This window comes from Phycisphaeraceae bacterium (assembly GCA_019636675.1).
Classification (GTDB): Bacteria; Planctomycetota; Phycisphaerae; order Phycisphaerales; family UBA1924; genus JAHBXC01.
Genome location: JAHBXC010000001.1, coordinates 903,684 through 929,680 on the forward strand (window position 1 = coordinate 903,684; position 25,997 = coordinate 929,680).

General features: G+C 68.5%; 26 protein-coding genes and 1 other RNA gene. 7 read left to right on the plus strand and 20 right to left on the minus strand.

Annotated features, from left to right (window positions below):
* Positions 1 to 37: 37 nt before the first annotated feature.
* The 14 genes from KF684_03825 to KF684_03890 all read right to left on the minus strand — a co-directional run bounded on the left by KF684_03825 (position 38) and on the right by KF684_03890 (position 13,083).
* Complete coding sequence (locus KF684_03825; protein ID MBX3352037.1) at positions 38 to 580, minus strand: hypothetical protein; 543 nt, start codon at positions 578 to 580, stop codon at positions 38 to 40.
* A 167-nt stretch (positions 581 to 747) separates the two neighbouring features.
* Positions 748 to 2,481, minus strand: coding sequence for a flagellar hook-basal body complex protein (locus KF684_03830; protein MBX3352038.1), 1,734 nt, complete (start codon positions 2,479 to 2,481; stop codon positions 748 to 750).
* A gap of 138 nt (positions 2,482 to 2,619) precedes the next feature.
* The gene (locus KF684_03835; GenBank protein ID MBX3352039.1) at positions 2,620 to 3,141 is read right to left on the minus strand and encodes a hypothetical protein; all 522 of its coding nucleotides are present in this window, start codon (positions 3,139 to 3,141) and stop codon (positions 2,620 to 2,622) included.
* Complete coding sequence (locus tag KF684_03840) at positions 3,138 to 3,572, minus strand: hypothetical protein (protein ID MBX3352040.1); 435 nt, start codon at positions 3,570 to 3,572, stop codon at positions 3,138 to 3,140. Before KF684_03840 ends, KF684_03835 begins: the two co-directional genes overlap by 4 nt.
* A gap of 28 nt (positions 3,573 to 3,600) precedes the next feature.
* Positions 3,601 to 5,505, minus strand: coding sequence for a flagellar hook-length control protein FliK (locus KF684_03845; protein MBX3352041.1), 1,905 nt, complete (start codon positions 5,503 to 5,505; stop codon positions 3,601 to 3,603).
* A 1-nt stretch (position 5,506) separates the two neighbouring features.
* A complete protein-coding gene (locus tag KF684_03850; protein ID MBX3352042.1) occupies positions 5,507 to 6,190 on the minus strand; it encodes a hypothetical protein in 684 nt (227 codons plus the stop codon).
* The gene (locus KF684_03855; GenBank protein ID MBX3352043.1) at positions 6,190 to 6,663 is read right to left on the minus strand and encodes a flagellar FliJ family protein; all 474 of its coding nucleotides are present in this window, start codon (positions 6,661 to 6,663) and stop codon (positions 6,190 to 6,192) included. Before KF684_03855 ends, KF684_03850 begins: the two co-directional genes overlap by 1 nt.
* An 8-nt stretch (positions 6,664 to 6,671) precedes the next feature.
* Positions 6,672 to 8,018 (minus strand): FliI/YscN family ATPase, encoded by a 1,347-nt coding sequence (locus KF684_03860; GenBank protein ID MBX3352044.1) that lies wholly within the window; start codon positions 8,016 to 8,018, stop codon positions 6,672 to 6,674.
* The gene (locus KF684_03865) at positions 8,015 to 8,761 is read right to left on the minus strand and encodes a hypothetical protein (protein MBX3352045.1); all 747 of its coding nucleotides are present in this window, start codon (positions 8,759 to 8,761) and stop codon (positions 8,015 to 8,017) included. The genes KF684_03860 and KF684_03865 overlap by 4 nt, the downstream gene beginning before the upstream one ends.
* Before the next feature lie 34 nt (positions 8,762 to 8,795).
* The gene (fliG, locus tag KF684_03870) at positions 8,796 to 9,839 is read right to left on the minus strand and encodes a flagellar motor switch protein FliG (GenBank protein MBX3352046.1); all 1,044 of its coding nucleotides are present in this window, start codon (positions 9,837 to 9,839) and stop codon (positions 8,796 to 8,798) included.
* 39 nt (positions 9,840 to 9,878) lie between these two features.
* Positions 9,879 to 11,576 carry a hypothetical protein gene (locus KF684_03875; GenBank protein MBX3352047.1) on the minus strand — a complete coding sequence of 566 codons (1,698 nt, stop codon included), beginning with the start codon at positions 11,574 to 11,576 and terminating at the stop codon, positions 9,879 to 9,881.
* Between the two features lie 161 nt (positions 11,577 to 11,737).
* The gene (gene fliE, locus KF684_03880) at positions 11,738 to 12,058 is read right to left on the minus strand and encodes a flagellar hook-basal body complex protein FliE (GenBank protein MBX3352048.1); all 321 of its coding nucleotides are present in this window, start codon (positions 12,056 to 12,058) and stop codon (positions 11,738 to 11,740) included.
* Positions 12,059 to 12,091: 33 nt separating this feature from the next.
* On the minus strand, positions 12,092 to 12,523 hold the full coding sequence (gene flgC, locus KF684_03885) for a flagellar basal body rod protein FlgC (protein MBX3352049.1): 432 nt from the start codon (positions 12,521 to 12,523) through the stop codon (positions 12,092 to 12,094).
* A gap of 107 nt (positions 12,524 to 12,630) precedes the next feature.
* The gene (locus KF684_03890; protein MBX3352050.1) at positions 12,631 to 13,083 is read right to left on the minus strand and encodes a hypothetical protein; all 453 of its coding nucleotides are present in this window, start codon (positions 13,081 to 13,083) and stop codon (positions 12,631 to 12,633) included.
* 107 nt (positions 13,084 to 13,190) lie between these two features.
* Here KF684_03890 and KF684_03895 point away from each other — a divergent pair, with 107 nt between their 5' ends.
* The 3 genes from KF684_03895 to KF684_03905 all read left to right on the plus strand — a co-directional run bounded on the left by KF684_03895 (position 13,191) and on the right by KF684_03905 (position 18,150).
* Positions 13,191 to 14,342 carry a right-handed parallel beta-helix repeat-containing protein gene (locus KF684_03895; protein MBX3352051.1) on the plus strand — a complete coding sequence of 384 codons (1,152 nt, stop codon included), beginning with the start codon at positions 13,191 to 13,193 and terminating at the stop codon, positions 14,340 to 14,342.
* 19 nt (positions 14,343 to 14,361) lie between these two features.
* Positions 14,362 to 14,997, plus strand: a complete 636-nt coding sequence (locus KF684_03900) for an RlmE family RNA methyltransferase (protein MBX3352052.1) — start codon at positions 14,362 to 14,364, stop codon at positions 14,995 to 14,997.
* A 2,946-nt stretch (positions 14,998 to 17,943) separates the two neighbouring features.
* The gene (locus KF684_03905) at positions 17,944 to 18,150 is read left to right on the plus strand and encodes a hypothetical protein (GenBank protein ID MBX3352053.1); all 207 of its coding nucleotides are present in this window, start codon (positions 17,944 to 17,946) and stop codon (positions 18,148 to 18,150) included.
* 102 nt (positions 18,151 to 18,252) lie between these two features.
* Here the strand turns inward: KF684_03905 and rnpB are convergent.
* Positions 18,253 to 18,705, minus strand: an RNA gene (gene rnpB / locus KF684_03910) — RNase P RNA component class A.
* Positions 18,706 to 18,742: 37 nt separating this feature from the next.
* On the opposite strand from rnpB, the gene KF684_03915 reads away from it, so the two are divergent.
* Complete coding sequence (locus KF684_03915) at positions 18,743 to 19,849, plus strand: hypothetical protein (GenBank protein ID MBX3352054.1); 1,107 nt, start codon at positions 18,743 to 18,745, stop codon at positions 19,847 to 19,849.
* Between the two features lie 2 nt (positions 19,850 to 19,851).
* Here the strand turns inward: KF684_03915 and KF684_03920 are convergent, their stop codons facing one another.
* The 3 genes from KF684_03920 to ispF form a co-directional block, all read right to left on the minus strand.
* Complete coding sequence (locus KF684_03920; GenBank protein MBX3352055.1) at positions 19,852 to 20,142, minus strand: hypothetical protein; 291 nt, start codon at positions 20,140 to 20,142, stop codon at positions 19,852 to 19,854.
* A 96-nt stretch (positions 20,143 to 20,238) separates the two neighbouring features.
* Positions 20,239 to 20,781, minus strand: a complete 543-nt coding sequence (locus KF684_03925) for a bifunctional (p)ppGpp synthetase/guanosine-3',5'-bis(diphosphate) 3'-pyrophosphohydrolase (protein MBX3352056.1) — start codon at positions 20,779 to 20,781, stop codon at positions 20,239 to 20,241.
* Positions 20,781 to 21,305 (minus strand): 2-C-methyl-D-erythritol 2,4-cyclodiphosphate synthase, encoded by a 525-nt coding sequence (ispF, locus tag KF684_03930; GenBank protein ID MBX3352057.1) that lies wholly within the window; start codon positions 21,303 to 21,305, stop codon positions 20,781 to 20,783. Before ispF ends, KF684_03925 begins: the two co-directional genes overlap by 1 nt.
* A 272-nt stretch (positions 21,306 to 21,577) precedes the next feature.
* Between ispF and KF684_03935 the strand changes: the two genes are divergently transcribed.
* A complete protein-coding gene (locus tag KF684_03935) occupies positions 21,578 to 22,048 on the plus strand; it encodes a hypothetical protein (protein MBX3352058.1) in 471 nt (156 codons plus the stop codon).
* 40 nt (positions 22,049 to 22,088) lie between these two features.
* Here KF684_03935 and KF684_03940 read toward each other — a convergent pair whose 3' ends face one another.
* Complete coding sequence (locus tag KF684_03940) at positions 22,089 to 22,631, minus strand: hypothetical protein (GenBank protein MBX3352059.1); 543 nt, start codon at positions 22,629 to 22,631, stop codon at positions 22,089 to 22,091.
* Positions 22,628 to 23,233: a hypothetical protein gene (locus tag KF684_03945; GenBank protein ID MBX3352060.1), complete on the minus strand. Its 606-nt coding sequence runs from the start codon at positions 23,231 to 23,233 to the stop codon at positions 22,628 to 22,630. Before KF684_03945 ends, KF684_03940 begins: the two co-directional genes overlap by 4 nt.
* 218 nt (positions 23,234 to 23,451) lie before the next feature.
* Between KF684_03945 and KF684_03950 the strand changes: the two genes are divergently transcribed.
* Entirely contained in the window at positions 23,452 to 24,930 is a 1,479-nt protein-coding gene (locus tag KF684_03950) for a hypothetical protein (protein ID MBX3352061.1), read from the plus strand.
* A gap of 9 nt (positions 24,931 to 24,939) precedes the next feature.
* Complete coding sequence (locus tag KF684_03955; GenBank protein MBX3352062.1) at positions 24,940 to 25,986, plus strand: hypothetical protein; 1,047 nt, start codon at positions 24,940 to 24,942, stop codon at positions 25,984 to 25,986.
* Positions 25,987 to 25,997 lie beyond the last annotated feature (11 nt).

A 25,997-nucleotide genomic window follows, 5' to 3' on the forward strand; every position in this document is an offset into this window, starting at 1 on the left:
CGGGCCCGGCTGTCAATGCCCCGGCGCCGGTCCGGCGTCAGTAATCCGAGGGGAAGCCGACGCAACGCGCCACCAGGACGCGCTTGAGCTGGGAATGGCCCTCTGCGTCGGGCCCCAGCAGCTCGTCGAGGAACGCTGTGACCTGGCGGGTGAGCGTCTCGAGCCCTGGCTCGTTGAAGTGCGCCTGCTGGGCGGTGCGCCAGATGCGCCCGATCCCGGTGCGGATCTCGGCGGCTCGCGACTCGAGCACCCCCTGGATGCGCTCGCTCTCGGAACCTTTGACCTGCACGACGATCTCTGCGTCCCAGATCCACGGGCGCCCGGTGCTGTTGTTCGGGAAGCGTTCCTTCACGACGTTCAGCTCGACGAGGGCGCCCTTGTCGGACTTGCCGGCGCCGTGCGGGTCGACGTGGGCCGCTTCGGTCTCTTTGGGCTTGCCCGTCGCGCCCAGGATGAAGAACATCGCCGCGGCCTCTGCGACCAGCAACACCACGACGATGCCGATCGTCTTGATCGGGAGACCCTTCTTCGCGGGCTCCTGCGACTCGGCGGCGGGCTTGGCGGGTGGCTCTTTGGCCATGAGGGTGCGCTCCACGGGCAAGACGGGCACGCGCGGCGACACGCCGACGCGCCTGAACCCCGGTCATCGGCGCAGGATGCGCGCGGGTTGACCGGGCCGTCTCGCGAGGAGGGGCAAGCCCTGCGGGTTGCAACGGGAACGCCTGCGGCGACGGGCGGGGCGTCGGCTTATCGGCCGATGACCAGCAGCTGCTGGATCAACTGGTCCGTCGTCTGGATGACTCGGGTCGCGGCGGAATAGCCCGTCTGCGTGAGCACCAGGTTGATGAACTCCTGGCCAAGGTCCACGTTCGACTGCTCCAGCGCGCCGCCCACCATGCGACCCGTGCCGAAGTTGCCCGGCGTGGTGATCAGGGCGGTGCCGGAGTTGGGGCCGACGGCGAACAGGTTGTTGCCCGCGTCGATCAGGCCCTCGGGGTTCGTGAAGGTCGCGACGATGATCTGCCCGATCGTGCGCGTCAGCCCGTTCGAGAACCCGCCGGTGATCACGCCGTCCTCGCCCACCGAGAACGAGTCGAGCACGCCCAGGGGCGAGCCGTCCTGGTTGACGGCGGCGATCTGCGAGCGACCGCTTGTGTCGGTGAGCGCGGTCACCGAGTCGGCGCCGTCGTTGAGCGTGAGCGAGAAGACGAGCGGGTCGAGCGCGCCGGTCTGGTCGCGCCCGAGGGTGACGGAGATGGGCGAGTTCGTCAGCAGTCGCCCGAAGTTGTCGAACTGGATCAACCCGCCCCCGACGAGCCGGCTCGGGTTGAGTGGGTCGATGTGGTTGGAGGACTCGACGTAGTAGCGCCAGTTGGTGCCGTTGTCGTCGGTGGAGTCGAGCACCATGGTCAGGTCGACCTCGAGGGGCGTGCCCAGCGAGTCGTAGACGATGAAGGTGGTCCGGACGCTCTCGCCGTCGGCGACGGTTGGCGTAGTGACGGTGAACGGGTTGGCGATGGCTGCGCCGAGACTGTCGGTGATGCGGATATCGCCGGACTCGAGCTGGATCGTGTTGAACGCGCCCGTGTTGCCCACGATGGAGATGACGCCCGCTGCGTCGATCTGGGCGCCGGTGATGGATCCGTCGGGGTTGGTGACGCCCGGGTCGATGCCGAAGAAGTTATTGATGAAGGTGAGGAAGTCGCCGATCGTCGTGACCGCCGGGTCGATGTTGAACGACTGGGTGGGGAGGGTCTTGTCGCCCTTCTGCGCGCCGTTGAAGGTGATGGCGTAGGGGCCTGCGCCCGGGAACAGGGCGTTGCCGGTGTTGTCGGGGTTGTCGACGGCGCCGAAGGTGCTGGCGGCGGTGAGCGGGACCGCGGCGGTGGTCTGCCAGACCTGGTCGAAGGCGCTGATGGAGCCGGTGGTGGAGAGCGGGCCGCTGGCGTTGAGGTTGCCGGCGAAGTTCACGTTCTCGGTGGCTTCGGCGATGGTGAGCGATCCGAGGGGGATGCTGATGTCGCGCGCCTGGCCGGTGACGAGGGTGAAGTTGTCGTCGATCGCGTAGCCGCGCAGGCGTTCGCCCGAGATGGTGACCATCTCGTTGTTCGAGTTGAGCTGGAACGCGCCGGCGCGGCTGTAGAACTCGCGCCCGCCGCGCTGGACGACGAAGAAGCCGTTGCCGTCGATCGCGAGGTCGGTGGGGATGCCCGTTGGGTTGATGGGCCCGGTGGCGAAGTTGCGCTGCGTGCCCGCGACGGTGACGCCCAGGCCGACCTGCGCCGGGTTGGTGCCGCCGGTGGTCGCGCCCGGCGCGGTGCCCAGCGAGATGTTCCTGGAGAAGGCCGGCGCGAAGTGCATGCGGTTGGACTTGAACGCCGTGGTGTTGACGTTGGAGATGTTGTTGCCGATCACGTCGAGACGACGGGAATTCGCCACGAGGCCCGAGAGACCGGTGAGAAGAGAAGTGGTCGAAGCCATGGCGGCAACGCTCCTGAGAGATGCGGCGCGAACGCGCCGGGATGAATCGTGCTGTGTTCGGTGTCCTCGGCTCCGCCGTGGATCACACTGCTTCGTCCCCGGCGCGCTCCGGCGCCTGGACGCGTGCTCCGCGTCGGCTCAGCCCACGCGTCTCGCGATGTCTCCGACCAGCCGCGCCAGCGTGTCGGCGAGAGACTGGTTGGTCGGCATCGACGAGGGGAATCCGAGCGACGGCGCGCGATCCTCGCGCGTCCCGGCGCCCCGCTCGTCGGGGATCACCACGAAGGCGTCGGCGTCGGTGACCAGCGCGCCGGGGGCGGAATCCCCCGTCGCGACGATCTCGCGAGCGACCACGTCGATGGTGACGGTCTTTCCTTCCACGATCGCCGCCAGGCGCGAAGCGCCCGACGCTTCGGCGGCGTCGGCCGCCAGCGCCAGCGTCGCGAGCGTCTCGTCGCTGAAGCGGTCCGAGACCTCGCGCCCGATCTTGAGGGGGCGGGTCGCCTCGACGCCGCCCTCGCGGGCCTGGCGCAGCAGCTCCCCGAACGACGCGCTCTCGGGCCTGGTCGTCGCGCTGGACGCCGGCGAGGCGCCTCCCGGCTGCACGCCCGAGCCGAGCCGGCGCAGAAGGTCCGTTGGCGAGAGCGAGTTGGTCGTCACTGGGCGCCCCCGACCTGCGAGAGGAACGCCGGGTCGATGATGTCCTCGATGCGCGTGAACGGCAGCGTGTAGCCGGTGCTGAGGTTCAGCTGCGCGCCCTCACGCGTCGACTTCACCGACATCACGATGCCCTCGACGCGCAGCCCGGTGGTCGTGAGCCCGTTGACGTACTTGCCCACCAGCCCGCCGGCCGACGACAGTTCGTTCTGCTTGACGAGGGATTCCAGCGAGGTCTTCAGCGACAGGTCGCTCTCGATCGAGCGGATCGTCGCGATCTGGTTCAGGAGGTCCTTGCTCTCGCTGGGCGAGAGCGGGTCTTGGTTTGCCAGCTCGGTGATCATGATCTCGAGAAACTGCCCGCTGGTCAGCGCGCTGTAGGGGTTCGCTGAGTTCGCCGGGGCGCCGGTTGTGTTGTTGCTGATCGCCGACATGCTCGAACGCCTTTCTCTCGAGACTCACTCACCCGATCGCGTGGAGGCCGAAGCGGAACCGGAACAGCCGCTCGTCGGGCTCGGTCGCCCCTTCCTCCCGGCTGCGTTCGTATCGCTTCTGCTCGCGCTCGAACCAGCCCCTGCTCCGCTCGCCCGACGCGTCGTGGTCCGCGTTCGGGTCGGCGCTCGTCGTCTGCTGCCCGGCGCCCTGCTGGTGCGCGTTCGAGCCGGCGCCGTTGAACTGCCCGCTCGACCCTCCGTGGCTCGCGGGCGCAAGCGTGATCGACAACCTCTCGACGCTCAGACCCTTCGCCTCCAGCGAAGCGCGGAGCGTCTCGATATGACGACCAAGCAACTCGCGTGCCTCTGGGGTGGACGCCTGCAGCGTGGCGGCGACGACGCCCCGCGCGATGGTCATCTCGATCTTGAGCAGGCCCAGCGACTCGGGGGTGAGACGCATCTGGACGCTCCCGCCCTGCTGTTTCATCGCGACGCCGAGGCCTCGGTGGACCGACGCGAGGGCCGCCTCGTCCGGCTCGGCGCCCTGCGCCGAGCCCGTGAGGGTCGTGTTCGTCTGCGCCGGGTTTGCCGGTGTCGCGCGGATCTCGCCGCCCGGGCGCAGGTCGAACTGCGACCCGGCGTGCTGGGCTGACGAGTCGCGAGCGCCCGTCGCCTGCTGTGCCGGCGCGGCGCGGTCCTGCCTCTGCTGGCGAGCGTCGTCTCTGGGTCTTTCGTCCGAGGTCGATGCCCCCGAGTGCGCCCCCGCCGCCTGCAGTTGCGCGACGGACGGCGCGCTAGGCGCCGGCTCGGCCTGCGACTGCGATGTGCGCCCGCCTTCTGTCGGGAACGCTCTGGCCGCGACGCGCTGCGTGTCGGTCTCGTCGGCCGGCGCGATCTCGCTGGTCGTCGGCGCGGCGCCGAAGGCCTGGCGTCGCTCCGACGCTTGGGGCCGGGCGACGCGATCGGTCTGTGCCGAAACTTCGGGCGCCGCCTCGTCCTCCACGAGCCGGGCCTCGCCAGCCCTGGGGCGCGCGGGCGGCAACGACGCGTCGGGCTCTTCGCTCGCGCGCTCGGGGAGCACCCGTGCGCCATCGTCGGTCGGGAGCGGACGCGAGGCGTCGGCGCTTGCGGCGCGCGGAGCGGCGACGGGCGCGTCTTTCTGGTTTGAGGATGCCTGCTCGGGCTTGGCGGAGAGTCGTGCGTCACCGGTCGGTTCTTCCGGATTGATCGAGGGGCGCGCCGACCCGTCGCTGGCACGCTGCGTCGCGCCGGGCTGCGAGTGATCCTCGGCGCGTGGCGCCTTCGCGTCCCCGGCGTTCGCGCTGGGCGCAGGGGAGGCGGCGTTGTCGTTTCCGGTTGTAGTTTGGGCGCCCGCTGCGCCTCGAGGGTCGGGCTGCGCGGCGATCGCCCCGGGCGTCGGGCGAGACTCGCTCTGCTCGGCGTGCTGTTCGGGCTGGATCGGCGTGCGCGGCGATGGAGCGGGCGCGATCGGCGCGTCGACCTGCGCGATCGGCGCGTCCGAACCGACGGTCGGCTCGGTCACGGGCACGCCGCCCGACACCGGCTCGACGACGCTCGCGGCCGGCTCCTGGGGCTCAGGCGAGTGCTCGGCGGGCGCCGAGGGAGTCTGGGCAGACGCGTCCTGCTCGGCAGACTTCTGCGCTTCCGGCTCGACGGGCCCGGTGTTCTCGCGAGCGCCGGGCTCGGCGCGCTTCGAGGCGCGGTCCAGACTCGCGGCGAAGGAACGCTCGTCGGGCCGATCGGGCGAGGGATTCTCGGCGCGACCCGAACCGGTCGACCTTGCCTTCGCGTCGGTCGACGAGGGCGCAGCGGATTTCGGCGCGTCGGGGCGCGTGCGCTGCGCGGCGGGCGCGAGGGTTGCGCTGGGGGGAGGCGCGTCGGGTTGGATCGGGGGCAGCGTCGGGGCGAGCAAATCAGGGCTCCGGTGACGCCGCGACCTCCAGGCCGCGGGTCCGGACCCTTTCAAGCAAACTGGCTGCCAGCGCCGGATCCTCGAACTCGGCGATGATGCGGCTCGCGGTGCGAAGCTCCATCGCGTTGAGGTACGAGACCGCCTGCTCGATCTGCCCCGAGTTGATGAGCGTCATCAGCAGGTCCCTCGCCTGCCTGGGCTTGAGGGACTGGTAGAGGCGCACCGCTTTCTCGAACTGCTCGCTTCCCTCGAGCTCCGCCAGACGCGCGCGCAGGGCTTCGAAGTCGGCCCGCTCGCGCGCCAGTCGCTCGCGGCTCTGCTCGATCTGGGCCAGCTCGCGCGCGAAGGTACGCCGCAGGTCCTGCGCCTCGCGGTCGAGGCGCGAGAGCGCCTGCTCGTGGGCCGACTCGGCGCTCTGCCCTCGCGCGATGGTGTTCTCGGCCGGGGCCGGGGCTCCCCTCATGAAGGATTCCTGCTCTGCTTCGGCGCGCAGGCGCGCCTCCTCGGCCTCGCGCTCCGCCCGGGTCGCCGCTTCCTGCGCGATCGTCGGGGCGAACAGGTCGCGCAGCGCGTGGACGCGCTCGGCGCTGAGCCGGTCGGTCGCCCCAAGCCACGCGACCACGCCCACCAGGGCGAGGAAGTGGGCGAGCGCGAAGGTCGTCACGATGAGCCACACACTGCGCATCAGGCGGCGCTCCAATCCGTGCCGTCGCGCCGGGCGGCGCGGGCGTTGACCATGTCATCGATCGCCGCGGCCTCTTTCTTGTTCTCTTCGCGGATCCATGCCTCGAGCCGGCGCTGGCGCAGCAGCTCGACCGCCTTGCGGTCCGCCGTGGCCTTCATGAGGGCCGCCCGGGCCCTGTCGAGCTTCTGGAGAACGCCCCCCAGACGCACCGCCAGTCGCTGGATGTTCGCCGTCGCGTGGAGGGAGGCGTGGCTCTGCAGTCGCACGCCGGCGACATCGACGGCGCGCCCGGCCGGGGCGAGCGCCTCGCGCAGGTCGCGTTTCTGATCCGCGAGCGCCCGCTGGGACGCGCGGATTTCTTCCTCGAGCGCCAGCCGCTCGCGCTCGATCTGGGCGACCTCGAGCCGGCGCGCGTCTTCCATGCGTCGGCGCTGCGACAGGAGGGTCTCGAGCTGGAAGCGGAACTTCGCCATAATCGCGATCAGGGCCTCCTCGTGCCGAGCTGCTGGAGGATCGCGCCGGCTTCGACCGCGAGGTGCATCAGTCGCTTCTTCGCGTCGTCGAACGCGTCGCCCTCGCCCGAGGACTGCTGGAGCAGCGCCTCGATCTTGGGCCTGAGCTGGATCGCGGCGTCGACCGTCGGGTTGCTGCCCTTCGCGTAGGCGCCGATGTTCACCAGGTCCTCGACCTCGGCGTACGCCGCCAGCAGCTTGAGCACCTGCTGGCGCGCGGCGATGTGCTGGCGGTCGCACACCTCGTTGGCGACGCGCGAGACCGAGTCGAGCACGTCGATCGCCGGGAAGTGCCCCTTCTGCGCGAGCTTGCGCGAGAGGATCACGTGCCCGTCGAGGATGCCCCTGGCGGCGTCGGCGATGGGCTCGGTCATGTCGTCGCCTTCGACGAGGATCGCGTAGAACGCGGTGATGGACCCCACGCCGTCGATCGCGCCGGCGCGCTCGAGGAGCATGGGCAGCGCCGCGAACACGCTGGGCGTGAAGCCCTTGGTCGCCGGGGGCTCGCCGACGGACAGGCCGACCTGTCGCTGCGCCTGCGCGAAGCGCGTGACCGAGTCCATCATGAGCATGACGTCGGCGCCCTGGTCGCGGAACCACTCGGCGATGCTCGTGGCCGCGTAGGCGGCGCGGATGCGAAGCAGTGGCGATTCATCGCTGGTCGCGCAGACGACGACGCTGCGCATGAGCCCGTCGGGGCCGAGGGCGTGCTCGACGAAGTCGCGCACCTCGCGCCCGCGCTCGCCGATGAGGGCGATGACCGAGACGTCCGCCGCCGTCCGGCGCGCGATCGACGCCATGAGCGTCGACTTGCCCACGCCCGGCCCGGCGAAGATGCCCATGCGCTGGCCGCGCCCCACGGTGGTCATGAGGTCGACGGCACGCACGCCCGTGGGCATGGGGGTGCGGATCGGCGTGCGCTGCAGGGGCGAGATCGGCGCAGGGTTCAGGGGCTGGGGCGAGAGGTCCACCGGCGCTGGACGCCCGTCGATCGGGTTTCCCATCGCGTCGACGCAGCGCCCCAGCAGCGAATGGCCCGAGAGCACGGTCGGCGTCGCCTGCTCGCCCACGACGCGATCGCCCGGGCGCACGCCCGAGGTCGCGCACAGCAGCATCACGATCGCGGTGTCGGAATCGAACCCGACGACCTCGCCCAGCTTGGGGCCCTCGAGCGTGCGCACGCTCACGAGCGACCCGGTCGCCAGCGGCAGGTCGTCCACCAGCAGCGACAGCCCGCGCAGCGCGCGCACGCTGCCGGTCACGCGCATCGGGAGCACACGCCGGAGCGCGTCGATCTGGGGGCCCAGCACGCTCACGCCTGCTCCTCGCCCTCGGGGTCAGCCCGGGGCAGCGCGGTCGCGTTGCGATCGGGCATCAGCGCCTCGCAGATCCGGGCGATCTGCGTCTCGATCGACGCGTCGATCTCGCCCTTGTCGGTGCGCACGATGACCGATCCCTTGGAGAGCGCCTCGTCCTCGACGATCTCGGCGTGGGCCATCGACGCGAACCTGCGCGCGAGCGCCGGGGTCATCTGGCGCAGCAGCTCGGCGTCGCCGGGGCTGCAGGCGATGCGCAGTCGCGTCGCGCGGGTGACCATCCCCAGCGCCGCTTCGAGCTGCGCGCCGGCCGACGCTTCGTCCATCTCCACGGCGCGCTTCGCGACGCGCTCCGCGACGCCCAGGGCCACGCGCAGCACGTCGAGCTTCGCCTCGCGCAGCATCGCGACGCGGACCGTCTCGAACCCCTCGAGCGCGTCGGCCCAGGCGACCGCGAGGCGCTGGAGGTCCTGCGCCACCTGCTCGCGCGCCTGCGCCGTCCCCAGCTCCTGGCCCTTGCGGAAGCCCGCGTCGTAGCCCTTCTTCTCGCCCTGCGCGATGCCGACCTTCTCGGCGTCGGCGATCAGGCGCGCTCGCTCGGCCTGCGCGTCCTCGACGATCTTCTGCGCCTGGAACTTCGCCTGGCCCAGGATGCGATCGCCCTGGCGCGACAGCTCGCCCAGGTCGAGGACGATCGCGTCCTTCGCCATCGTGGCCGCCTGCGCGTTGCGGATCAGCGCCACGACGCGCCCTCCGGGTTGGTGCGAGCGCTTCGCATCAGACGATCAGCTCCTCGTCGCCGCCGCGACCGGCGATGACGATCTCGCCCGAGTCCTCGAGGCGGCGCACGATGTCGACGATGCGCTGCTGGGCGGACTCGACATCGCTGATGCGGACCGGGCCCATGTACTCCATGTCCTCCTTGATGAGCTGCGCGGCGCGCTCGGACATGTTGTTGAAGATCTTCTGCTTGAGCTCGTCGGACGCGGTCTTGAGGGCGAGGGCCAGCTCGTCGTTGTCGACCTCCTTGAGCACGCCCTGGATGCCGCGGTCGTCGACCATGCGGATGTCCTCGAAGACGAACATGAGCCGGCGGATCTGCTCGACGAGCTCTGGGTCCTCGGCCTCGAGGCCCTCCATGATCTGCTTCTCGGTGGTGCGGTCGGCGAGGTTGAGGATCTCGGCGACGGCGTCGATGCCGCCGGTCTTCTCGGTGGACTGGCTGAGCATGTTCGCGAGGCGCGACTCGAGGCCCTTCTCGACCTCGCGGATGACCTCGGGGTTGGTCTGCTCCATGTTCGCGATGCGCTTGATGACCTCGACCTGCTTGTCGGGCTGCAGGCCGACGATGATCTCCGACGCCTTGTGGAAGGGCAGGTGGCAGACGATCAGCGCGATGGTCTGGGGGTGCTCGTCCTGGATGAAGGTCAGCAGGTTCTCGCTCTCGGCCTTCTGCAGGAACGAGAACGGGGTCTTCTGCACCTGCGTCTGGATCTGCGAGAGCACCTTGTCGGCGGTCTTGCTGTCGAGCGACTGCTTGAGGAGGACCTTCGCGTACTCGAGCCCGCCCTCGGCGGCGTACTGCGACGCGATGGTGATCTGGTAGAACTCCTCCACCACGGAGTTGCGCAGCGTCGTGGGGACCTGCCCCAGCGACGCGAGCTCGCGCGTCACCTGCTCGATCGAATCGGCCGGCAGGTTCTTGAGCATGTCGCTGGCGGTCTGGGCGTCGAGCGACAGCAGCAGGATCGCCGCTTTGGTGATCCCCGTCAGGTGCTCCGGGCTTTCGGGCAGTTTTTCGCCTGGCTTGCGTGGTGGCATGGTTTGGCGCCGTGGTGGTGGACGCGAATCGTCGACCGCTTACTGATCGGACTGGATCCATCGGTTTAGCAGGCCGGCCGCTTCGGCGGGGCGCTGCTTGACCATGTCTTCGACCTGCTCGAGCACCTTCTGGCTCTGGATCGCCGAGTCGGACAGCTCGATGCCCGAGAGCGCCGCGTCGGCTTCGCCCGCTTCGCCCACGAGGTCGGTCTCGCCCGAGAGGGCCGGGGGCACGCCCATGAGCTCTTCGGGGCTGGGCAGCTTGTCGATCTTGGTGGCGCGCCTGACCGTGAGCGCCATCATGCCCAGGGCGGCGAGCGCGAGGAGCGTGAGGACCACGGTGCGCACGCCGCCGGCGTTCTCGAAGATCGACGCGACGCCGCCCGTGCCTGAGCCGCCAGCCCCGCCGCCCATCCCGGCGCGGAACGCCTCGGGGTACGCCTTCTGGAGCATCTCGAAGTCGGGGATGACGGAGACGACGACATCGCCCGGCTGGCCGCCGGCTTCGCCCGAATCGACCTGGGGCTGGATGTCGTCGCGGATGCGCGCCGTCTCCTGCTGGATGACGGGCGCGAGCGCGTCGTCGCCGGGGGTCTCGGTCGAGTTGTTCGCGGCGCGCCACTGCGCGATGAAGAACGAGCGAGGGATGTTCACGGTCGCGTTGATCTTGAGGGGCATCCCGCGCGGGTCGGTGATGCGCTCGACGGTGCGCCCGAACTGGGTCTCGAACTCCGCCTCGGTCTGGGTGTCGCTGAGGGTGTTGCCCCGCGCGCCGGCGTTGTCGATCGACAGCCCGGTGTTGGGGCGCACGCCCGGCTCTGCGCCCACGGCGCCCTGCTGCTGCACGCGCTCACTCGTCGTCTCGCGCTTGGGCGCGGTGACCGTGCCGCGACCCGCGTCGAGGACGCGGCTGGTCTCGGACACCGATCGCCTGACATCGACCTGCGCGTTGACGGCGATGATGACGCCCGGGATGTACGAGAGCATGTCCATCAGCCGGTCGCGCACGCGCTGCTCGACCTTGCCGGAGTGCTCGAGGTAGCCGGACGCGAGCATGTCGTCGTCGGAGCGGGCCCGGCGCTGCTGGCCGCGCACGCCGTCGATGACGCGCACATTCCGGATGTCGAGCCCGGCCTTCGCGCCGGCGACCAGGCCGGCGGCGCCGTCGACGACTTCCTGCGATAGCGCCTGGTTGCCCGCCATGAAGATCGTCACCGACGCCGTGGGCTGGCGGACCGCCATGCCCAGGGAACGGGGCTCCGGGGCGTCGATGAGGACCGCGGCCCGGTCGACGTTGCTGAACTGCCCGATGATGCGCGCCAGCTCGTTCTGGATCGCGATGGTCTCGAGCTGGGTGAGCTGCGCCGAGGACATCGTCCACGACTGCTTGTCGATGAGGTTGTTGAAGAGGACCGAGGAATCGGCCGGCAGGGCGCCTCGCTGGGCCATCTGCGCGATGATCGGTCGGACGCGCTCGCGCTCGACCATGACCTGCCCGGAGGTGCTCGTTTTATAAGGAATGCCGGCGCTGTCGAGGAACCGGGCGGCCTGCTGCTGCTCGACCGGGCTGGCGCGATCCATAAGGGGCACCAGCGCCGGCTTGCCGGTGTACTGCACGACGAGAAACAGCGTCATCGCCATGACCACCACGAGGGAGGCGATGAGCAGCTTCTGCGTCGCGTTCAGTTCCCTGAGCGCGCGCCGGATCGTGTCGAGGACGCCCCTGAGGCGGTCCATGCGTGCGGCCTCCTTGCCTTCTCGACCACGGGCGGACGGCCCGGGGTCGTGCCGGCGCGCTCCGTGCGCCGGGCGCGCGAGACGGCTCGCGCTCCAACAGTCTTAGGAGGTCGGCGCTTTCGTTGCAAGGCCTTGAAAGGACTCGAGCGATCGCGAAACGGTCAGACGCGGATCTGCTTGACCTCTTCGTACGCGTCCATGACCTTGTTGCGCAGCTGGAGGAGCATCTTGAAGGCCGTGTCCGCCTTCTGCGTCGCGATGAACACGCTCTCGGGGTCGTCCCGGCGACCCGCCAGCAGGTCCTCGGTCGCCTGCGTCGCGTCCTGCTGCAGCTTGTTCACCTGCTCGATGTTCTTGAGCAGGAAGTCCTTGAACGACGGCTCGTTCGGGTCGACCGGCTGACCGCCCCCGGGCAGGGGCCCGCGCGGCTTCAGCGGCGATCCGCCTGATGCTCCCGAGATGAGTCCGAGTGGGTCGCTCATGCGTCAGTCCTGCCCCTCAGGGGGCGCTCTCGCTCAGGCCAGCAAACGAAGGGCCTGCGTCATCATCGTCTTCGTCGCGTCCGCGGCGGCAAGATTTGCCTCGTACGCACGCTGCGCCAGGATCGCGTTCACCTGCTCCGTCGTCGAGTCGATGTTCGGCAAGGGCACATACCCAGCGTGCTCGTGCCCGTCCCGGTAGGCGTACGGGTTCGAAGGGTCCCACACCAGTCGCGGCGGGGACGGGTCGTGCGAGATCTCCGCGACCTCCACACCCCTCGGCGACGCCCGGCCGAAGGGGTCCTCCCCTCCCACCGGCGCGAAGTGCACGATCCGGCGCTGGTACGGGTTCACCCGCCCCTGCTCGTCCAGAATCGTGTCCGTGTTCGCGATGTTCGACGCGATCGACGACAGCCGCGTCCTCTGCGCCACCAGCCCGCTCACCGAAACATCCAATGCGCCGAACATGAATGGCTCCGCCCTTCAGCGACCACGCGCACTTTCCGCGCGGTCGGTTCCTGCGCACCGCGCAACCGTTGCGCGGCGTCATCCGTCATGTAAGCTCACCGCGCGGCTCAGAACCGCTCGCGGATCGCGATATTCAGCAACTCAGAACGCCCGCGGTGCAGCTCCACCGCCATGCCGTGGACGTTCGTGTTCTCGACCAGGTCCTGCATCATCCGCTCGATGTCGGAATCGTTGCGATCGTGGAACAGGATGTTCCGCCCCTGCGCCGAGGGGCGCAGATCGAAACTCGGCTCGCCCAGACGCGTGCGCGAGGGGCGGATGTTCTCCGACGAGCGGAACTCCAGCGACCCCCGGTGCCCCCCGAACTGCTGGCGGCGCTTGTCGACCGCGTCGCCCAGCACCCGCTGGAACTCCCCCGGCGCGACATCCCGAGGGCGGAAATTCGGCGTGTCGGCGTTCGCGACGTTGTTCGTCAGGAACGCCTGCCGGCGAGCCGTGAAGCGGATCGTCGCCTCCAGGGCGGGCATCGCGTCGGATGTGGCCAGTTCGCGGATGAACATCCCCACGCCCATCGCAAATCCCGGACCAAGCCCCCGACCCTCGCAACCGGGGGGCGCCGCCGAACGAAGCGCAGACGATGCGCCGATCCGTCGATAAGGGAACCACGATGCACCCCCTCGCCCCCCTGCTCTCGCTCGCCCTCGCCGCCGCGGCCCTCGCCGGGCCCCTCGACCCGCCCCCCGGGCCGGTCGCGCCGACGATGAAGCCCCTCTCCCAGGTCGAGCCGCGCATCCCCATCGACTCACTCCCCGCCGTCCTCTCGGTCAGCGGGTCGTACTACCTCACCCGCTCCCTCGTGGGCGTCCCGGGCGAGGTCGGCATCCTCGTGCGCGCGCGCCACGTCACCATCGACCTCAACGGCTTCGAACTCCGCGGCGCCGCCGGAACCCTCGACGCGATCCGCGCCATCCCGGGCATCACCGACTGCACCGACCTGGTCGTGCGCAACGGCTCGATCCACTCCTGGGGCGGCTCCGGCATCAACTCGGGCTGCGTCTTCGGCGCGACCTTCGAGGACCTGCGCATCGAGAACAACGCCGGCGCCGGCATCCTCGCCAGCGACTTCACCACCGTCTCGCGCGCCGTGCTCCGCTCCAACGGGGCCGCCGGCCTCGACCTGGGCGTCAACGCGCGCGTCTCCGACATCACCAGCACGAACAACGCCCAGGACGGCATCGGCGTGGGCGAGCACTCCATCGTCACCCGCGCCGTCATCCGCGACAGCGGGCGCATCGGCCTGCGCGCCGGCGAGCGCTCCATCGTCTCCGACATCACCTGCTCGGGCAGCGCCGCCGTCGGCGTACGCGTGGAAACCCAGAGCAGCGTGACCCGCGTCGTCGCCTTCGAGAACGGCAACACCGGCATCGCCATCAACGGGCGCGCCGTCGTCACCGACTCGATCGCCGCCAACAACACCGGCAGCGGCGTCCTGGCCTTCGCCGGCGCGCGCATCGAACGCTGCGTCCTCAGCAACAACTCCCTCGCCGGGATCACCCTCAACGGCCCCGGCACGATCGTCGGCAACACCCTCGTCGACAACCCCACCGGCATCAACCTCCTGGGCTCGCGCTCGCGCGTCGAAGACAACGCCATCACCGGCGGCACGACCGGCATCAAAACCGTCGCCCCCGACAACCTGATCCTGCGCAACAGCGTCCTGGGCGCGACGACCCCCTTCGACCTCGCGCCCGGCTCCAAGGCCGGCCCCATCAGCAGCGAGGTCATCGACCACCCCTGGGCCAACTTCGTCCAGAACTGACCCCCTACGATCGGGGCGCATGGCCAAACGAGTCCTCCACGACCGCTTCTTCAAGCAGGCCAAGGCCGACGGCTACCTCGCGCGCTCCGCCTACAAACTCATGGAGATCGACGACAAGTACCGCATCCTGCGCCGCGGGATGTTCGTCCTCGACCTGGGCGCCGCGCCCGGATCATGGACGCAGGTCGCCGCCGAACGCATCGGCGATCGCGGCCTCATCGTCGCCCTCGACATCCAGCCCATCCGCGTCACGCTCAAGAACTCCGTCACGATGCTCGCCGATGTGAACGAGGTCACCCCCGACGCGCTCCTCGAACACATCCGGGCGGCCGGGGGCGAGAAGTTCGACGCCATCATCTCCGACATGGCCCCCAACACCTCGGGCCACGGCGACCACTTCCGCTCCGTCCGACTCTGCGAACGCGCCCTCGAACTCGCCAACGATGTCCTGCGCGAGGGCGGCAACCTCACCATGAAGGTCTTCGAGGGCGAGCAATACCCCGACCTCCTGCGCGAGACGACCCGACGCTTCGAGAACTGCAAGGGCTTCAAGCCCAACTCCTCGCGCGATGTCTCGAAGGAGATGTTCATCGTCGCCGCGGGGTTCAGGGGGGGAAGGCAGCAGGCACAAGGCACAAGGCGCACGGGGGAGTGAAATCTGCTCCCTCTCCTGCTTGCTCCCTCTCCTATCGAGCGCAGCGAGATGGGAGAGGGCCGGGGTGAGGGCTACCCAAACTCCGGGCTTCCCTCCCCACCCTCTGCCTTTCTCTTCTCTTCTCTTCTCTTCTCTCTCCCACTCCGGCGCCACCACACAAAGTGTGGTGCCTACCCCTCCTCCCCCTTCTCGATCTGAGGAAGACTGGGAGAAGAAAAAGGTGAAGCCCCAAGAAGGGGTAGACACCACACTTCGTGTGGTGGCACCGAAGAGAGAGAGAGAGAGAGAGAGAGAGAGAGAGAGAGGAGCGAAGCCCGGAGAAGGTGTAGCCCTCATCCGTCCGCTGCGCGGACACCTTCTCCCTGCGGGAGAAGGGGGGAAATCTTCCTCTCTCTCCCACCTCTCCCCGGGGAGAGGTCGCGGAGCGCAGCGACGCGGGTGAGGGCTACCCGCCCTCCCGTGCTCCAACGCCTCGAAGGGACGATGCGTGACCCAACTTCCGCCGGTGCGCCTCCCACTGAGCGCAGCGATGGAGAAAAAGACAATAACGCGCCGTACAGGAGAAGGCGCCCGGATTTCTCCGATTTTCCGGTTCTCAGACCTTCCAATCCGCCGGCGTTTCCTGTACATTGCGGCGGCACAGGCCGCACGCCCCGGAGGGCGTCGCGGCATCCGAGTCACTCCGTTCCGAGGAGCAGCCCCGTGAAGATCCGTTCGTGTGTGTCAACCGCCTGCGTGCTCGCGTGCGTCTCGATCGCGTGTGAGCGCGCAGCGTCGGGTCTCGGCGGATCAGCTGAAAGTCAGAAGCCACACGCAGTCGCACTGGGCGTTGCAGGGCTGGGCTGAACCGCGCGGCTGCTTGCCGCTTTGCGGAATTCGGTCGGCGTCCGACATGGGCGCACCACACGCGGTGACCGGGCCCACGCCGGGCATCTCACGCAGGCGACGCACGACTCACTTCGGGTCGTTATTGGGTGCAGCCCCTCAACGCGTGCTCGACACGCGTCAGCCTTGCCCAGTGAAGGAGAAGACGATCTGGGCAAGACACTCGTCGAGCACACCAGACGCGACGCGTCGTCCAGGTCCCAGCGTGTCGACGCCAGCCAGGCCGGGACCAAGGGACGCGTCCACTTACGCCGCGGGTCGCCGGCGCGGTCGCGGAGCAACGCGCCGGGCAGACCTCGCGGCGCGTCGGCTGATCGATCAGGGTCTGGTGCAGCCCACGAGCCGACGCAGCTCATAGCGGATCGGGGGCAGGCACGAGCCAGACGCGGAGCCAACTTACGCGAGGTGAGCTCGACGAGCACGCGTGCGTCGGCCATGTCACTCTTGTCGGAATATAAAGTCATGCGTGCGACATAGCCCGGAGTGCATAGGAGGGCCACGCGCTCCAGCCGGCGTGCTCGGGCGGGAGAGCTCGTCGGCCAGGTCGGCTGCGCTTACGGCAGGCCTCGATGGCCACGCCGACCACCGCCCCGCGTCCCCGAGGAACGGCCTCGACCACCTCACGCCAGTGGTTGCCGCAGGGCCGGTGTACAGGGCATGACCGGCGGCGTCATTCACACGCACACGGATGAACGATGGTGACAGTCAGTCCCATACACTGAGGTCTTCTCCATGTCCGTTGCTCCTTTCCGGTGGTCGTTGTCACACAGGGACGGTGTACACCGCCACGACTCGGGAGCAGCAGACTCATCTAAATCATCCGTCCGCTGCGGACACACCTTCCCTGCGGGAGGGGAAGCTTTCTCTCTCCCACCTCTCCCGAGGAGGTCCTTGAGCTTTCGCGACGCGGGGTAAACTACCGCTTTCGATGATGATGCTCCCACGCCTCGCAGGGACGATGCGTGACCAGCTCAGTTACTCCGCTGGGCTAAGCGATGAAAAAGAGCAAATAACGCGGGAGAAAGGCGCGGATTTCTCCGATTTTCAGATTCAGACCTTCCGATCAGCCCGCGATTCGGTACATTGGATCTGCACAGGCCACCCGTCGGGGTACGGCTGGCTCGTCACTCCGTTCGAGGAGCAGCGCGTGAAGATCCGTTCGTGTGTTTCAGTGATGAGCATGCTCGCGTGCGCGATCAGTCGCGTTCTCAAGGCGCGACCAACAACCAGCACCTGCGGTTCACGCAGAACACGGCTACACCTTCAGCACCATCAGCGACGCCGACGGCCGCTCGTACAGCTTCCGGGATACAGTTCAGATCAATTGCCTCCATCGGCGCGGTGGACTACGAATACCAGCGTATCGCCACCACCGAGACGACCGTTGCGCGTACGCGCAGTTCGTCGATGTCTACCGCCATTTCGTGCCCTAAGGACGAAGCGGTGGCAGGGTAGCACTTTGCAGGGCGTTCGCTTCAATGGCTGGGAAACGACGCTGGGGCTCACTCCGCGTATGGGATCCCCCTCGGGCTGGGACAGCCGCCCCGCCTTCGCAAGCTTCCGCGCTACTTCGCGCATGCCAACTGGATGCACCACGGCTCTCCGACCTGGCTCACGCGACGCACGAGACCTTTCACCACCGGCATGTACAACGACACGGTGATCGGGCCGCGCGAGCGCAGGTGTGTGGATCCCCCCTCGTGGGATGAGTGGGTGAAGGCGGCGTGTGCTGGGATCCCCAACCGAAACGGTCCCGGCGAGGGGCGAGGTGCACAGCTGTACCCGACGTGACGACACGCCGCTGACGCCGGGCGACTGGGGCTGGGCGGCAGAGACGAACGCCGGGCGCGCAAGGGTGGCCTTCTGATCAGTTCCGTCCTTGGGATGTGTGGGCAGTTACGAGGGGATGTGCAGACGCCCTGGGGTCTGCTGGACGCGTCCAGGGGGGCAGAAGCCGGGGTGGACAGACTCAGTTGAGGCCGGGGAGCGCCGCTGCAGGGTCGTTATGTCCTCTCGAAGCAACCGGCGCGGACGCGTTCACGCCAGAGCGATCCTCTGTTCGTGGACAACATCGAATACTTTTCTTTGAAAGAACAGCAGTGCCATTGGCGTTATGTGACGGTTCGTTTCGCTGCGGCGATCAACTTTCCAGATGTTCCGGCAGCTTGCGCTGGGCGTCGCGGCGTTCACCGCGCTTCGCCGCAAACGCTGAAGAGCATCAACGAACCGCGCGCGTTTCGAACAGTGTCCGCCCGGCCGCGGCTCTGATCCGCTCCCTCTGGCCCTTATGCCTTGTGCCCCGTGCCCCGTGACTTCCCCCCCAAAACGGCCACCGGCCCCGCCCTTGGTGGGACGGGGCCGGTGATCAAGGAATCAGCGAGGCCTGTAAGCCGAATGCTGTCGCGTGCGCCGTATCCTCGCGGACGCGCGCACGCCTGCGGCCGTTTCTCTCGCCGCGCCGTTGCCGACGCGGTCCGCGCTCTCGCGCGAGCGACCTACCCGCCCCCTTCCGATCGGACCGATCGTTGCCTGCCGGGGCAGACACGAGGGCTGCGTGGTCTTGCACGCGGTGGGGTTTGCCATGCCCCGTCTGTCGCCAGACGGGCGGTGCGCTCTTACCGCACCCTTTCACCCTTGCCTGATCCCGCTCCGGGGGCCGGAGACGGGCCATCGGCGGTTTGCTTTCTGCGGCACTTTCCCTCGCCCGGATTCCAACGGGCGGGTGGGCGTTACCCACCACCGTGTCCTGCCGTGTTCGGACTTTCCTCCGACGCGCCGACCGGGGAACCCCGATCGTGCGCCGGCGACCGCTCGGCCACGCTATCCATGATCCTACGCGTCCGGTACCATCCCCGTTCGCATGCCGCGCAAAGCCACGACGCCATCCAGCGAGACGCCCACGCCCCCGGCCCCCGCCGGGGCCGCGGCGGGCAAACGCGCCGCGATGTGGCTCGAGCCGTCGCAGGTCGAACTCGCCCGGGCCATCCTCGACGCGACAGGCATGATCCCCGCGTTCGTCGGAGGGCCCGAGTCCGCCTCGCGCACGGGCCCGCCCCTCGCCGAGTCTTTCGAGGGATCGCAGCCCCTCGACGACCCTCGGCGCGCGCTCACGGCGCTCGACGCGGACCTCGTCCTTTTCCTGACCTCCGCAGGGCAGTCAAGCGCCGACGCGCTCGACGACGCCGCCGCCCTCTCCGAGGCGCGCGAGCGAGGCCTGCGCGTCGCGTCGCTCGAGCCAACGCCCGCCTCGGCGCTCGACAGCGCGCGCTTCGAGCGCGACACCGGCACGCCCGAAGCCGTGCGCATCGTCCCCTCCATGCGCCGCGCGCGCGTGATGGGGCATGTCATCGAACTCCTCGAGACCGTCGCGCCGGTGCGCACGCTCTCGATCTCCCTGCGCAACGGGCGCGGCCAGGGCACGCTCTTCGCCCGACTCTTCGACGCGATGGACATCGTCCTCGCCCTCCTCGGAGAGCCAGAGACCATCGACGCCTCCGTCTGCGGCCCCGCCGTCCCGGGGCGCGTCCACCTCGCGCCGGGCGATTCGCTGCGCCAACTCCGCGGCGACCTCACCGCCAACCTCCGCTTCGCCCACGCCTGCGCCGCGTCCGTGTCGCTCTCCGACAACGCGGGACGCTGGTTCCGCGGCGTCACGCTCGTGGGCCACGGCGGCGCGCTGCGCTTCGACGATTCCTCCTACGAACTCATCGACCCCTCCGGCAAGACCGTCGACGCCTCGTCGGCGCACGAACGGCGCGGGAAAAAGGCGACCAACAACGCCGGCAACGACCTCGCCGCCCACGCGATCGGCGAGCAGATCCACGCCATGTTCGATATGCACGCCCCCGCCACGCCGCCGCGCAGCACCGCGACCGTGCTCGCGATGGCCGAGGCCGCGCTCCTCAGCGCGCGCACCGGCTCGCCCGAATCACCCGGCACCGTCCTGCGCATGGCCGGCGTGCACTGACCTCACGCCTTCAGGTCGATGTTCTCGCCCTTGCGACGCTTCGCGGCCTCGCGCGCGTGCGGGGTGTAGAAACCGGCGGCCTCTCTGTCCTCCCGGGATTCCTCTTCGCCGTTGGCCCCCGCCTTGCGCACCGGGTCGGCCTCCGTGACCGGCGCGACGGGCACATCCACCTGATCCTCGTCGCGCGCGCCGGGCTTGTCCTCCCCCTCGACCTTGCGCGCACGATCGCGCAGCTGCGTCCGCGCCGCCTGCGGCGCACCAGCGACCGACTGCACGATGTGGGATCCGATCATCTCCACACCCCGCTTATCGGCCGAAAGATCCGTCCCACTTCATCGAGGGGATGCAACGCGCCGCTCGCGGCGCATAACCCATGATTTCTCGGGCATTCACGCCCGGTCGGGGCTCCCCGCCTCGCGGATCAGCCCCTCGACCAGCGCGATCCCCCGGGCCACCTCCGCACGCCCCTCGGACGCCCTCGCGATCGCCAGCGCGCGCCGCGCGATCTCCACGCGCTTGCGCACCTTCTTCCCGCCCTCCCCCGCCGCGAGCGTGTCGCTCAGGTTGTCGTACACGTCCGCCAGTTTGATCGCGTGCGCACGCCACGACGCCCTTTCCAGTTGCGCGTCGTACGCGACCTCGCGCTCCGGCTCGGGCAGTCGCGAGTCCTTCGACAACGCCGCGACATCCCGCGCGATCGACTCGCCGAAATGCTCCGCCAGGTCGTCGAAGTCCGTCGTCGTGTCCTCGATCGTGTCGTGCAGCAGCGCCGCCGCCAGGCACTCCTCGTCGTCCACGCCCATCAGCGCCGCGAGCGTGATCGTCACCCGCGCGACATGCGAGAAGTACGGCGTCGCGCCGTCCTTGCGATGACTCCCCTCGTGCGCCCTCGCCGCGAACGCCGACGCTTTCTGCCACAGATCGCCGCGCATCACAGGCGCTCCTTGCCGTCGTGCTCGAGCAGGACCACGACATGCACCTCAACGGCGCGCCCCTCGCCAACCGCGTCGACCTTCTCGTGGGTCTTGCCCTTCACATTGACCGCGCCCACCTTCACGCCCAGCAGTCGCGCCAGGTTCGCGCGGATCTCGTTCTTCACTGGAGAGAGTTTCGGGCGCTCCAGAATCACCGTGCAGTCCACATTCGCGACGCGCCACCCGCGCTCGCGCGCGTCGGTCACCGCGCGCTCCAGGAACACCCGAGACGCCGCCCCCTCCCACTTCGCGTCGGTGTCGGGGAACAGCTGCCCGATGTCGGGCAGCGCCAGCGCCCCCAGGATCGCGTCGGTGACGGCGTGCAGCAGCGCGTCCCCGTCCGAGTGCCCCACGGGCCCCCAACCCCGGTCGTCGTGCTCCAGAGGCACCCCGCCCAGCACAAACGCCCGCCCAGCCCCGGCAGGGGCGATCGGCTCCAGCCGGTGCAGGTCGTACCCATGCCCGATGCGCATCATCGACACCGATCATGCTCCTTCCGGGCCCCCCTCGCCGGGTGCGAACCCGGGGCCCGTCAAACCCGTTCTGTTTCAAGGCGGCACACGCCGTCTTGAGTCCGTCCCCCGTCGGGCCGATCCGACCCGTGGGGCTGCTTACCATCACCGGGCGACTGGACGACGCCCGCCAAGTCCGTATCTTACGATCCCGGCCCCATCGAGCCGATCGCACTGGATCCTGCCCCTCATTCCCGGCAGGATCGACCAACGACCGATTTCTCCCCTCGGAGCACCCCCCAATGCCGGCCCCCCTCTCCCGTTTCGCCCGACCCCTCGCCGCAGCGACCATCCTCGCGTCGCTCGCGCTCTCCGCCGGCTGCTATCACGAGGGCGGCCCCCTGCGCTCCATCGACCGCTTCACCTATGTCAGCACCTCCTGGCAGCCCAAGACCGTCACCCTCATCGACACACGCACCGGCGAGTCCATGTGGTCCGTCGACATCCCCGTCGGCCAGCAACTCGTCATCGACTTCAACTTCGACTCGCGCGGCGACAACACCCAGTGGCTCCCCGACGACGCCCTCTGGGACCTCATGCCCGACACCCGGCGCCACGGCACCCTTCACAACAAGATGAAGGTCCCCCCGCGCCACGCACGCCGACTCGATGTCTCGCTGCGCCCCGTCCCCGAGATGCCCTCCGGCGCGCCGCAGGCCTCCACCGTCGCACCCCAGCCCGACACCGTGCCCGGCTCCGACGGCGGCAACTGACCCACCGACACAAACACGAATCCCACCAGCGCCCGCGTCATCACGCGGGCGTTGTTCTTTCCCCGCCGCACTCCGGGCACGACGCGCCGTCGCGCAGCCCGGAAAGGTCGTACCCGCACGAGACGCACGCCCCGCGCCGCACGCGCCTCCCTCGCGCGAGCAGACCCGCCCCGCCCACCACAAACAGCGCGCCGCCCGACCCCCACACCACCCACGCCGGCGCGCGCAACAGCAGCACCTTGTCGAGCCCGTGCTCGCGCAGCGCGTACACCGCACCGCTGCCCATCCCCACGCGCGTCGGCCCGCCCGGCGTCCAGGTCACCACCCCGGCGCCCGGCACATACACAAACCTCGGCTGATCGTCCGGCGGCCTCGGATCGATCTGCAGGTTCATGTAGGCCAGCGGCCCAGCGCGATCCGGCCGAGCCAGAAACGACATCGACCCGTCCACCAACCGCGCCCACACCGGCGTCGGCGCAGAACTCCACTGCGCAATCAACCCCAGCGCGAGCGCCGCCGCCCCGACGACCGCCAACGCCACGCTCGCAACCACCCTCGCTCGCCCCCGCCGCTTCCTCGTCATCGCGCCGCTCCACATTCAGGACACGCCGCGCCCTCGCGCAGACCTCGCAGGTCATACCCGCACGACGCGCACGAGTTCGGCCCGACGCGCGAGCGCCGCCGCGCGATCACCAGCCCCGCGCACCCCATCAGCGCCGCCACCCCAGGGCCCCACAGCCACGCCGGATGAATCATCACGAGCGTCACGCGCCCGGGCGCCACAGTTGCCGCAATCTGGATCCGCGCCGGACGCGAGGGCGACACCAGCGACACCACGAACGGGCTCGGCACGATCGACCCGTCCGGCTTCACCGAGTGCATCACGACATCCGGCGGCTGCCACTCGATCTTCCCCGTCGCGTACCCCGGGGGCCAGGTCCTGTACCGGAACGGCCGCATCGTCGACATCGACATCGTTCCCGGGAAGAACAGCGAGCGCGACCCCCACTGCGACCCCGCCCCGGTGATGTGCGCCGGAAACGCCGGATATGACACCGACGCGAGCCGCGCGCCGAACTGCGAGTACACCCCCAGCGCAACCAGCGCCACGCCGGCCGCGAAGAGCCCGGCCACACCGAGACCGACCGTCCGTCGCTTCTTCATACTCGCGCCTGCAGATTTCATCGCACCCAGCATACCAACCAAACAACGCAAACAACACCCGATCGCGATGGCTCAGATTTGAGACAGAACTACGCAGAAGTGCGCACATTTGTGACACGCCACCCTGCCAGCCGGGGGGAGCACCAGGATTTGTCGCGTTCTGCGACAAAATGGCTTGCAGAAACGAGACTGAACGATCATCCTTGGTGCACGCCCCCCTTGGCGACCGGGAGACTCACATGGGACCGTGCAGTACGACGCTCCGCCTCGCGCCCGCAATCGTCATTGCCTCACTCTCGTGCCTGGCGAGCGACGGCCACGACGACAACGCCCCCGATGGCTTCGGTCATGTCATCACCTTCAAGCCCGATTGCCTCCAGAGCCATTACCAGGTCCGCGCCCTCACACGCAAGCCCGACGGCACGATCTGCCGCGAGATCGGACCCATCGACCTCACCATCCACCGCGCCATGCCCAGGTCCGTCACCTTCGGCGGCGACAACCACACCATCCACCACGACGCCACCGGCCACGCCTACGACGCCCCGCACTGGCTCGACTTCGACCGCGACGGCCAGATCACCGCCCCGCCCCAATCGCCCCCGAGCGCTACCGGCGTCGACCGACGCTTCCCCATCGCCTACACCCGCAACACGCCCATGACCATCGCCGCCTTCGAGCCGCACTTCTCGAAGGACGCCTTCGGCGGCATGCCCCAGCCCGGCGACTACACGATCAAGGGCACGGGCTCCGACGGTTCGGTGTACCTGCTCGGCAGACAGGGACTCACCGGCATCGGCTCAGAACCCCTGCCCGACCACATCGCCTACCTGCCGAACTACAGCATCTCGTGGGAGATCTCCTTCGACGGGACATACCTGTGGTATGACCTAGGGACGACGACGCATGAGGTGTATGCCACGCTGAACAACCCGATACCAAGCGCACCTATCTTTCAGACACCGCTATTGCACACCACGGTTCACATTGGCTGCACGGCCGCAGAAGGACAGAGCGGAGCAGACCTGCCCAATGTCTACAACAACATTTGGCAGCGCTTCGCCACCCGACAGATCCGAGCCCTTGGACACGACGAACCCATGACCTACTACAGAGTCTGGACGACATCGACCGTGACAGCACGTCAACTGGTCGGATCTCAAGATGGACAGTGCGGCGCTTGGAATTTGCTGTTTATCGAGACGCTTCTTGCACAGGGAATTTCAAGCCAGAACGACTATTCAATTATTTGGGCAGAGCACAACAATTACAACCGCGGCTTCTTCGTTCCGAATTGGCTCTTCTCAGGACCAGGCGTATCTGGCGATCCATCCTTCCCATTCCTGATCATTCACAGTGCTGGATGGAGCACGGCTGGATACCCAACAATCTGGACCCAGATCGAAAGCCAGCCGGGCATTCCTGGACAAGGATGGCCGGAACCGAAATCAAGCTTTGCGAATCATCACGTCACACTTGTCAACAACAAGGTATACGATCCGTCGTACGGCGTTACCTACCAAGACTTTGCCGACTTCAAGGACAATTTGGCAGGGTTTTGGAAACTTGTACACAATCACCCTGTTCACGAAGAAGACCTTGGAGTCGATCTGAATGGCAACGGCAATATGACAGATATTTTTACGCTTCAAGTCATACTTGGCGCCGAGAACTCTCCGGCCCACGGGATCGATGCTACCGTCTTCACTTCTCATTAGGGCGAGCACATGAAAGACCCCATTCACCGTCATATTTTGATCTGCCTCTCGCTCCATTCGCCGGCTTCGGCCGAACCCCTTGCCGGCACTGCGAGATGGCCGTCGCAGTTTCATGTAATGCAAGATACCGCCGCGGACACCCGGACTCGTCACGATGCCGAAGATGCTCTCAAAACCGCGCCGCCAGCCTTCATTAGGACGCTCTTTTTCTCCCTCGACGATCCCGTCGAAGGCCTCCCTGCGGAAACCCTGATCGCGCTCCATCCGGGGCTCCCGAACCGCGAGTGGGAGTTGCAGCACTTCCCGTCAGCGCCGCAGGTCGTGTATGCGCGCCTGCGACTCTGGGATCATCTCACCAGGCACGCAGAGCCAGCCGCAGACCGTGCACGCATCATCGCAGACCTTTTCCCCGAAGCGTCATCGGATTTCCAGAGACGATTGCTGCTGCAGGCAGCGCGCTCGAGCTGGTCGCCCGAGATCGAACAGGCCGTCGGCGCATGGCTTCTCGATCGCGCCTTGCCGTGCGACATCCGAGAGTTCAGCGCCAGGTCGCTCGGCCTCTTTGCGTACTCCGCGTGGTACGACGGCATCCTCGACGAGGCGTGGGCGCTCCGGGATGACCCCTGCGCGGCGCGCATCGTTTCCCCGCTCGCCACCACTTCGCCGGGCGTCAACAACCGCTTTGATCCCCGTGTCGCCGTGCTGCTCGCGGACAACTTCGAGGCGGCCCTCCGCGAAGAAGACCCCAGTGCGGCGTCATTCCGCGCCGTCGTACTCGGAGATTATCTCCGTGTGACATTGACCCCGCCCCTCGACTCGCCCCTCGACCCGGGGGGCGAGGAGTGGCAATGGACCATCATCTCGATCGCTTCCGATTGGCTCACTCAGCATGCGCCGGGGCTCGAAGCCGATGCGGAGCGAGCCGCCCATGGCGACAGAATCGCTCGCCGCCACACAGACCCTCGGTGGATCCACAGCCGCGAGGAAAGCGTCCTACGCGCTCATGAGCACCAGCGTTTGCTTCGGGAACGCTCGATTCCCCAGCCCGAGCCATAACCGCGATGATG

What these genes read in the sequence shown, in the direction of transcription:
- KF684_03825 (MBX3352037.1), bottom strand. Translation starts at nt 580, where the DNA reads ATGGCCAAAGAGCCACCCGCCAAGCCCGCCGCCGAGTCGCAGGAGCCC.
- KF684_03830 (MBX3352038.1), bottom strand. Translation starts at nt 2,481, where the DNA reads ATGGCTTCGACCACTTCTCTTCTCACCGGTCTCTCGGGCCTCGTGGCG.
- KF684_03840 (MBX3352040.1), bottom strand. Translation starts at nt 3,572, where the DNA reads ATGTCGGCGATCAGCAACAACACAACCGGCGCCCCGGCGAACTCAGCG.
- KF684_03850 (MBX3352042.1), bottom strand. Translation starts at nt 6,190, where the DNA reads ATGCGCAGTGTGTGGCTCATCGTGACGACCTTCGCGCTCGCCCACTTC.
- KF684_03855 (MBX3352043.1), bottom strand. Translation starts at nt 6,663, where the DNA reads ATGGCGAAGTTCCGCTTCCAGCTCGAGACCCTCCTGTCGCAGCGCCGA.
- fliG (MBX3352046.1), bottom strand. Translation starts at nt 9,839, where the DNA reads ATGCCACCACGCAAGCCAGGCGAAAAACTGCCCGAAAGCCCGGAGCAC.
- KF684_03875 (MBX3352047.1), bottom strand. Translation starts at nt 11,576, where the DNA reads ATGGACCGCCTCAGGGGCGTCCTCGACACGATCCGGCGCGCGCTCAGG.
- fliE (MBX3352048.1), bottom strand. Translation starts at nt 12,058, where the DNA reads ATGAGCGACCCACTCGGACTCATCTCGGGAGCATCAGGCGGATCGCCG.
- flgC (MBX3352049.1), bottom strand. Translation starts at nt 12,523, where the DNA reads ATGTTCGGCGCATTGGATGTTTCGGTGAGCGGGCTGGTGGCGCAGAGG.
- KF684_03890 (MBX3352050.1), bottom strand. Translation starts at nt 13,083, where the DNA reads ATGTTCATCCGCGAACTGGCCACATCCGACGCGATGCCCGCCCTGGAG.
- KF684_03895 (MBX3352051.1), top strand. Translation starts at nt 13,191, where the DNA reads ATGCACCCCCTCGCCCCCCTGCTCTCGCTCGCCCTCGCCGCCGCGGCC.
- KF684_03900 (MBX3352052.1), top strand. Translation starts at nt 14,362, where the DNA reads ATGGCCAAACGAGTCCTCCACGACCGCTTCTTCAAGCAGGCCAAGGCC.
- KF684_03915 (MBX3352054.1), top strand. Translation starts at nt 18,743, where the DNA reads ATGCCGCGCAAAGCCACGACGCCATCCAGCGAGACGCCCACGCCCCCG.
- KF684_03920 (MBX3352055.1), bottom strand. Translation starts at nt 20,142, where the DNA reads ATGATCGGATCCCACATCGTGCAGTCGGTCGCTGGTGCGCCGCAGGCG.
- KF684_03925 (MBX3352056.1), bottom strand. Translation starts at nt 20,781, where the DNA reads ATGCGCGGCGATCTGTGGCAGAAAGCGTCGGCGTTCGCGGCGAGGGCG.
- KF684_03935 (MBX3352058.1), top strand. Translation starts at nt 21,578, where the DNA reads ATGCCGGCCCCCCTCTCCCGTTTCGCCCGACCCCTCGCCGCAGCGACC.
- KF684_03940 (MBX3352059.1), bottom strand. Translation starts at nt 22,631, where the DNA reads ATGACGAGGAAGCGGCGGGGGCGAGCGAGGGTGGTTGCGAGCGTGGCG.
- KF684_03945 (MBX3352060.1), bottom strand. Translation starts at nt 23,233, where the DNA reads ATGAAATCTGCAGGCGCGAGTATGAAGAAGCGACGGACGGTCGGTCTC.
- KF684_03950 (MBX3352061.1), top strand. Translation starts at nt 23,452, where the DNA reads ATGGGACCGTGCAGTACGACGCTCCGCCTCGCGCCCGCAATCGTCATT.
- KF684_03955 (MBX3352062.1), top strand. Translation starts at nt 24,940, where the DNA reads ATGAAAGACCCCATTCACCGTCATATTTTGATCTGCCTCTCGCTCCAT.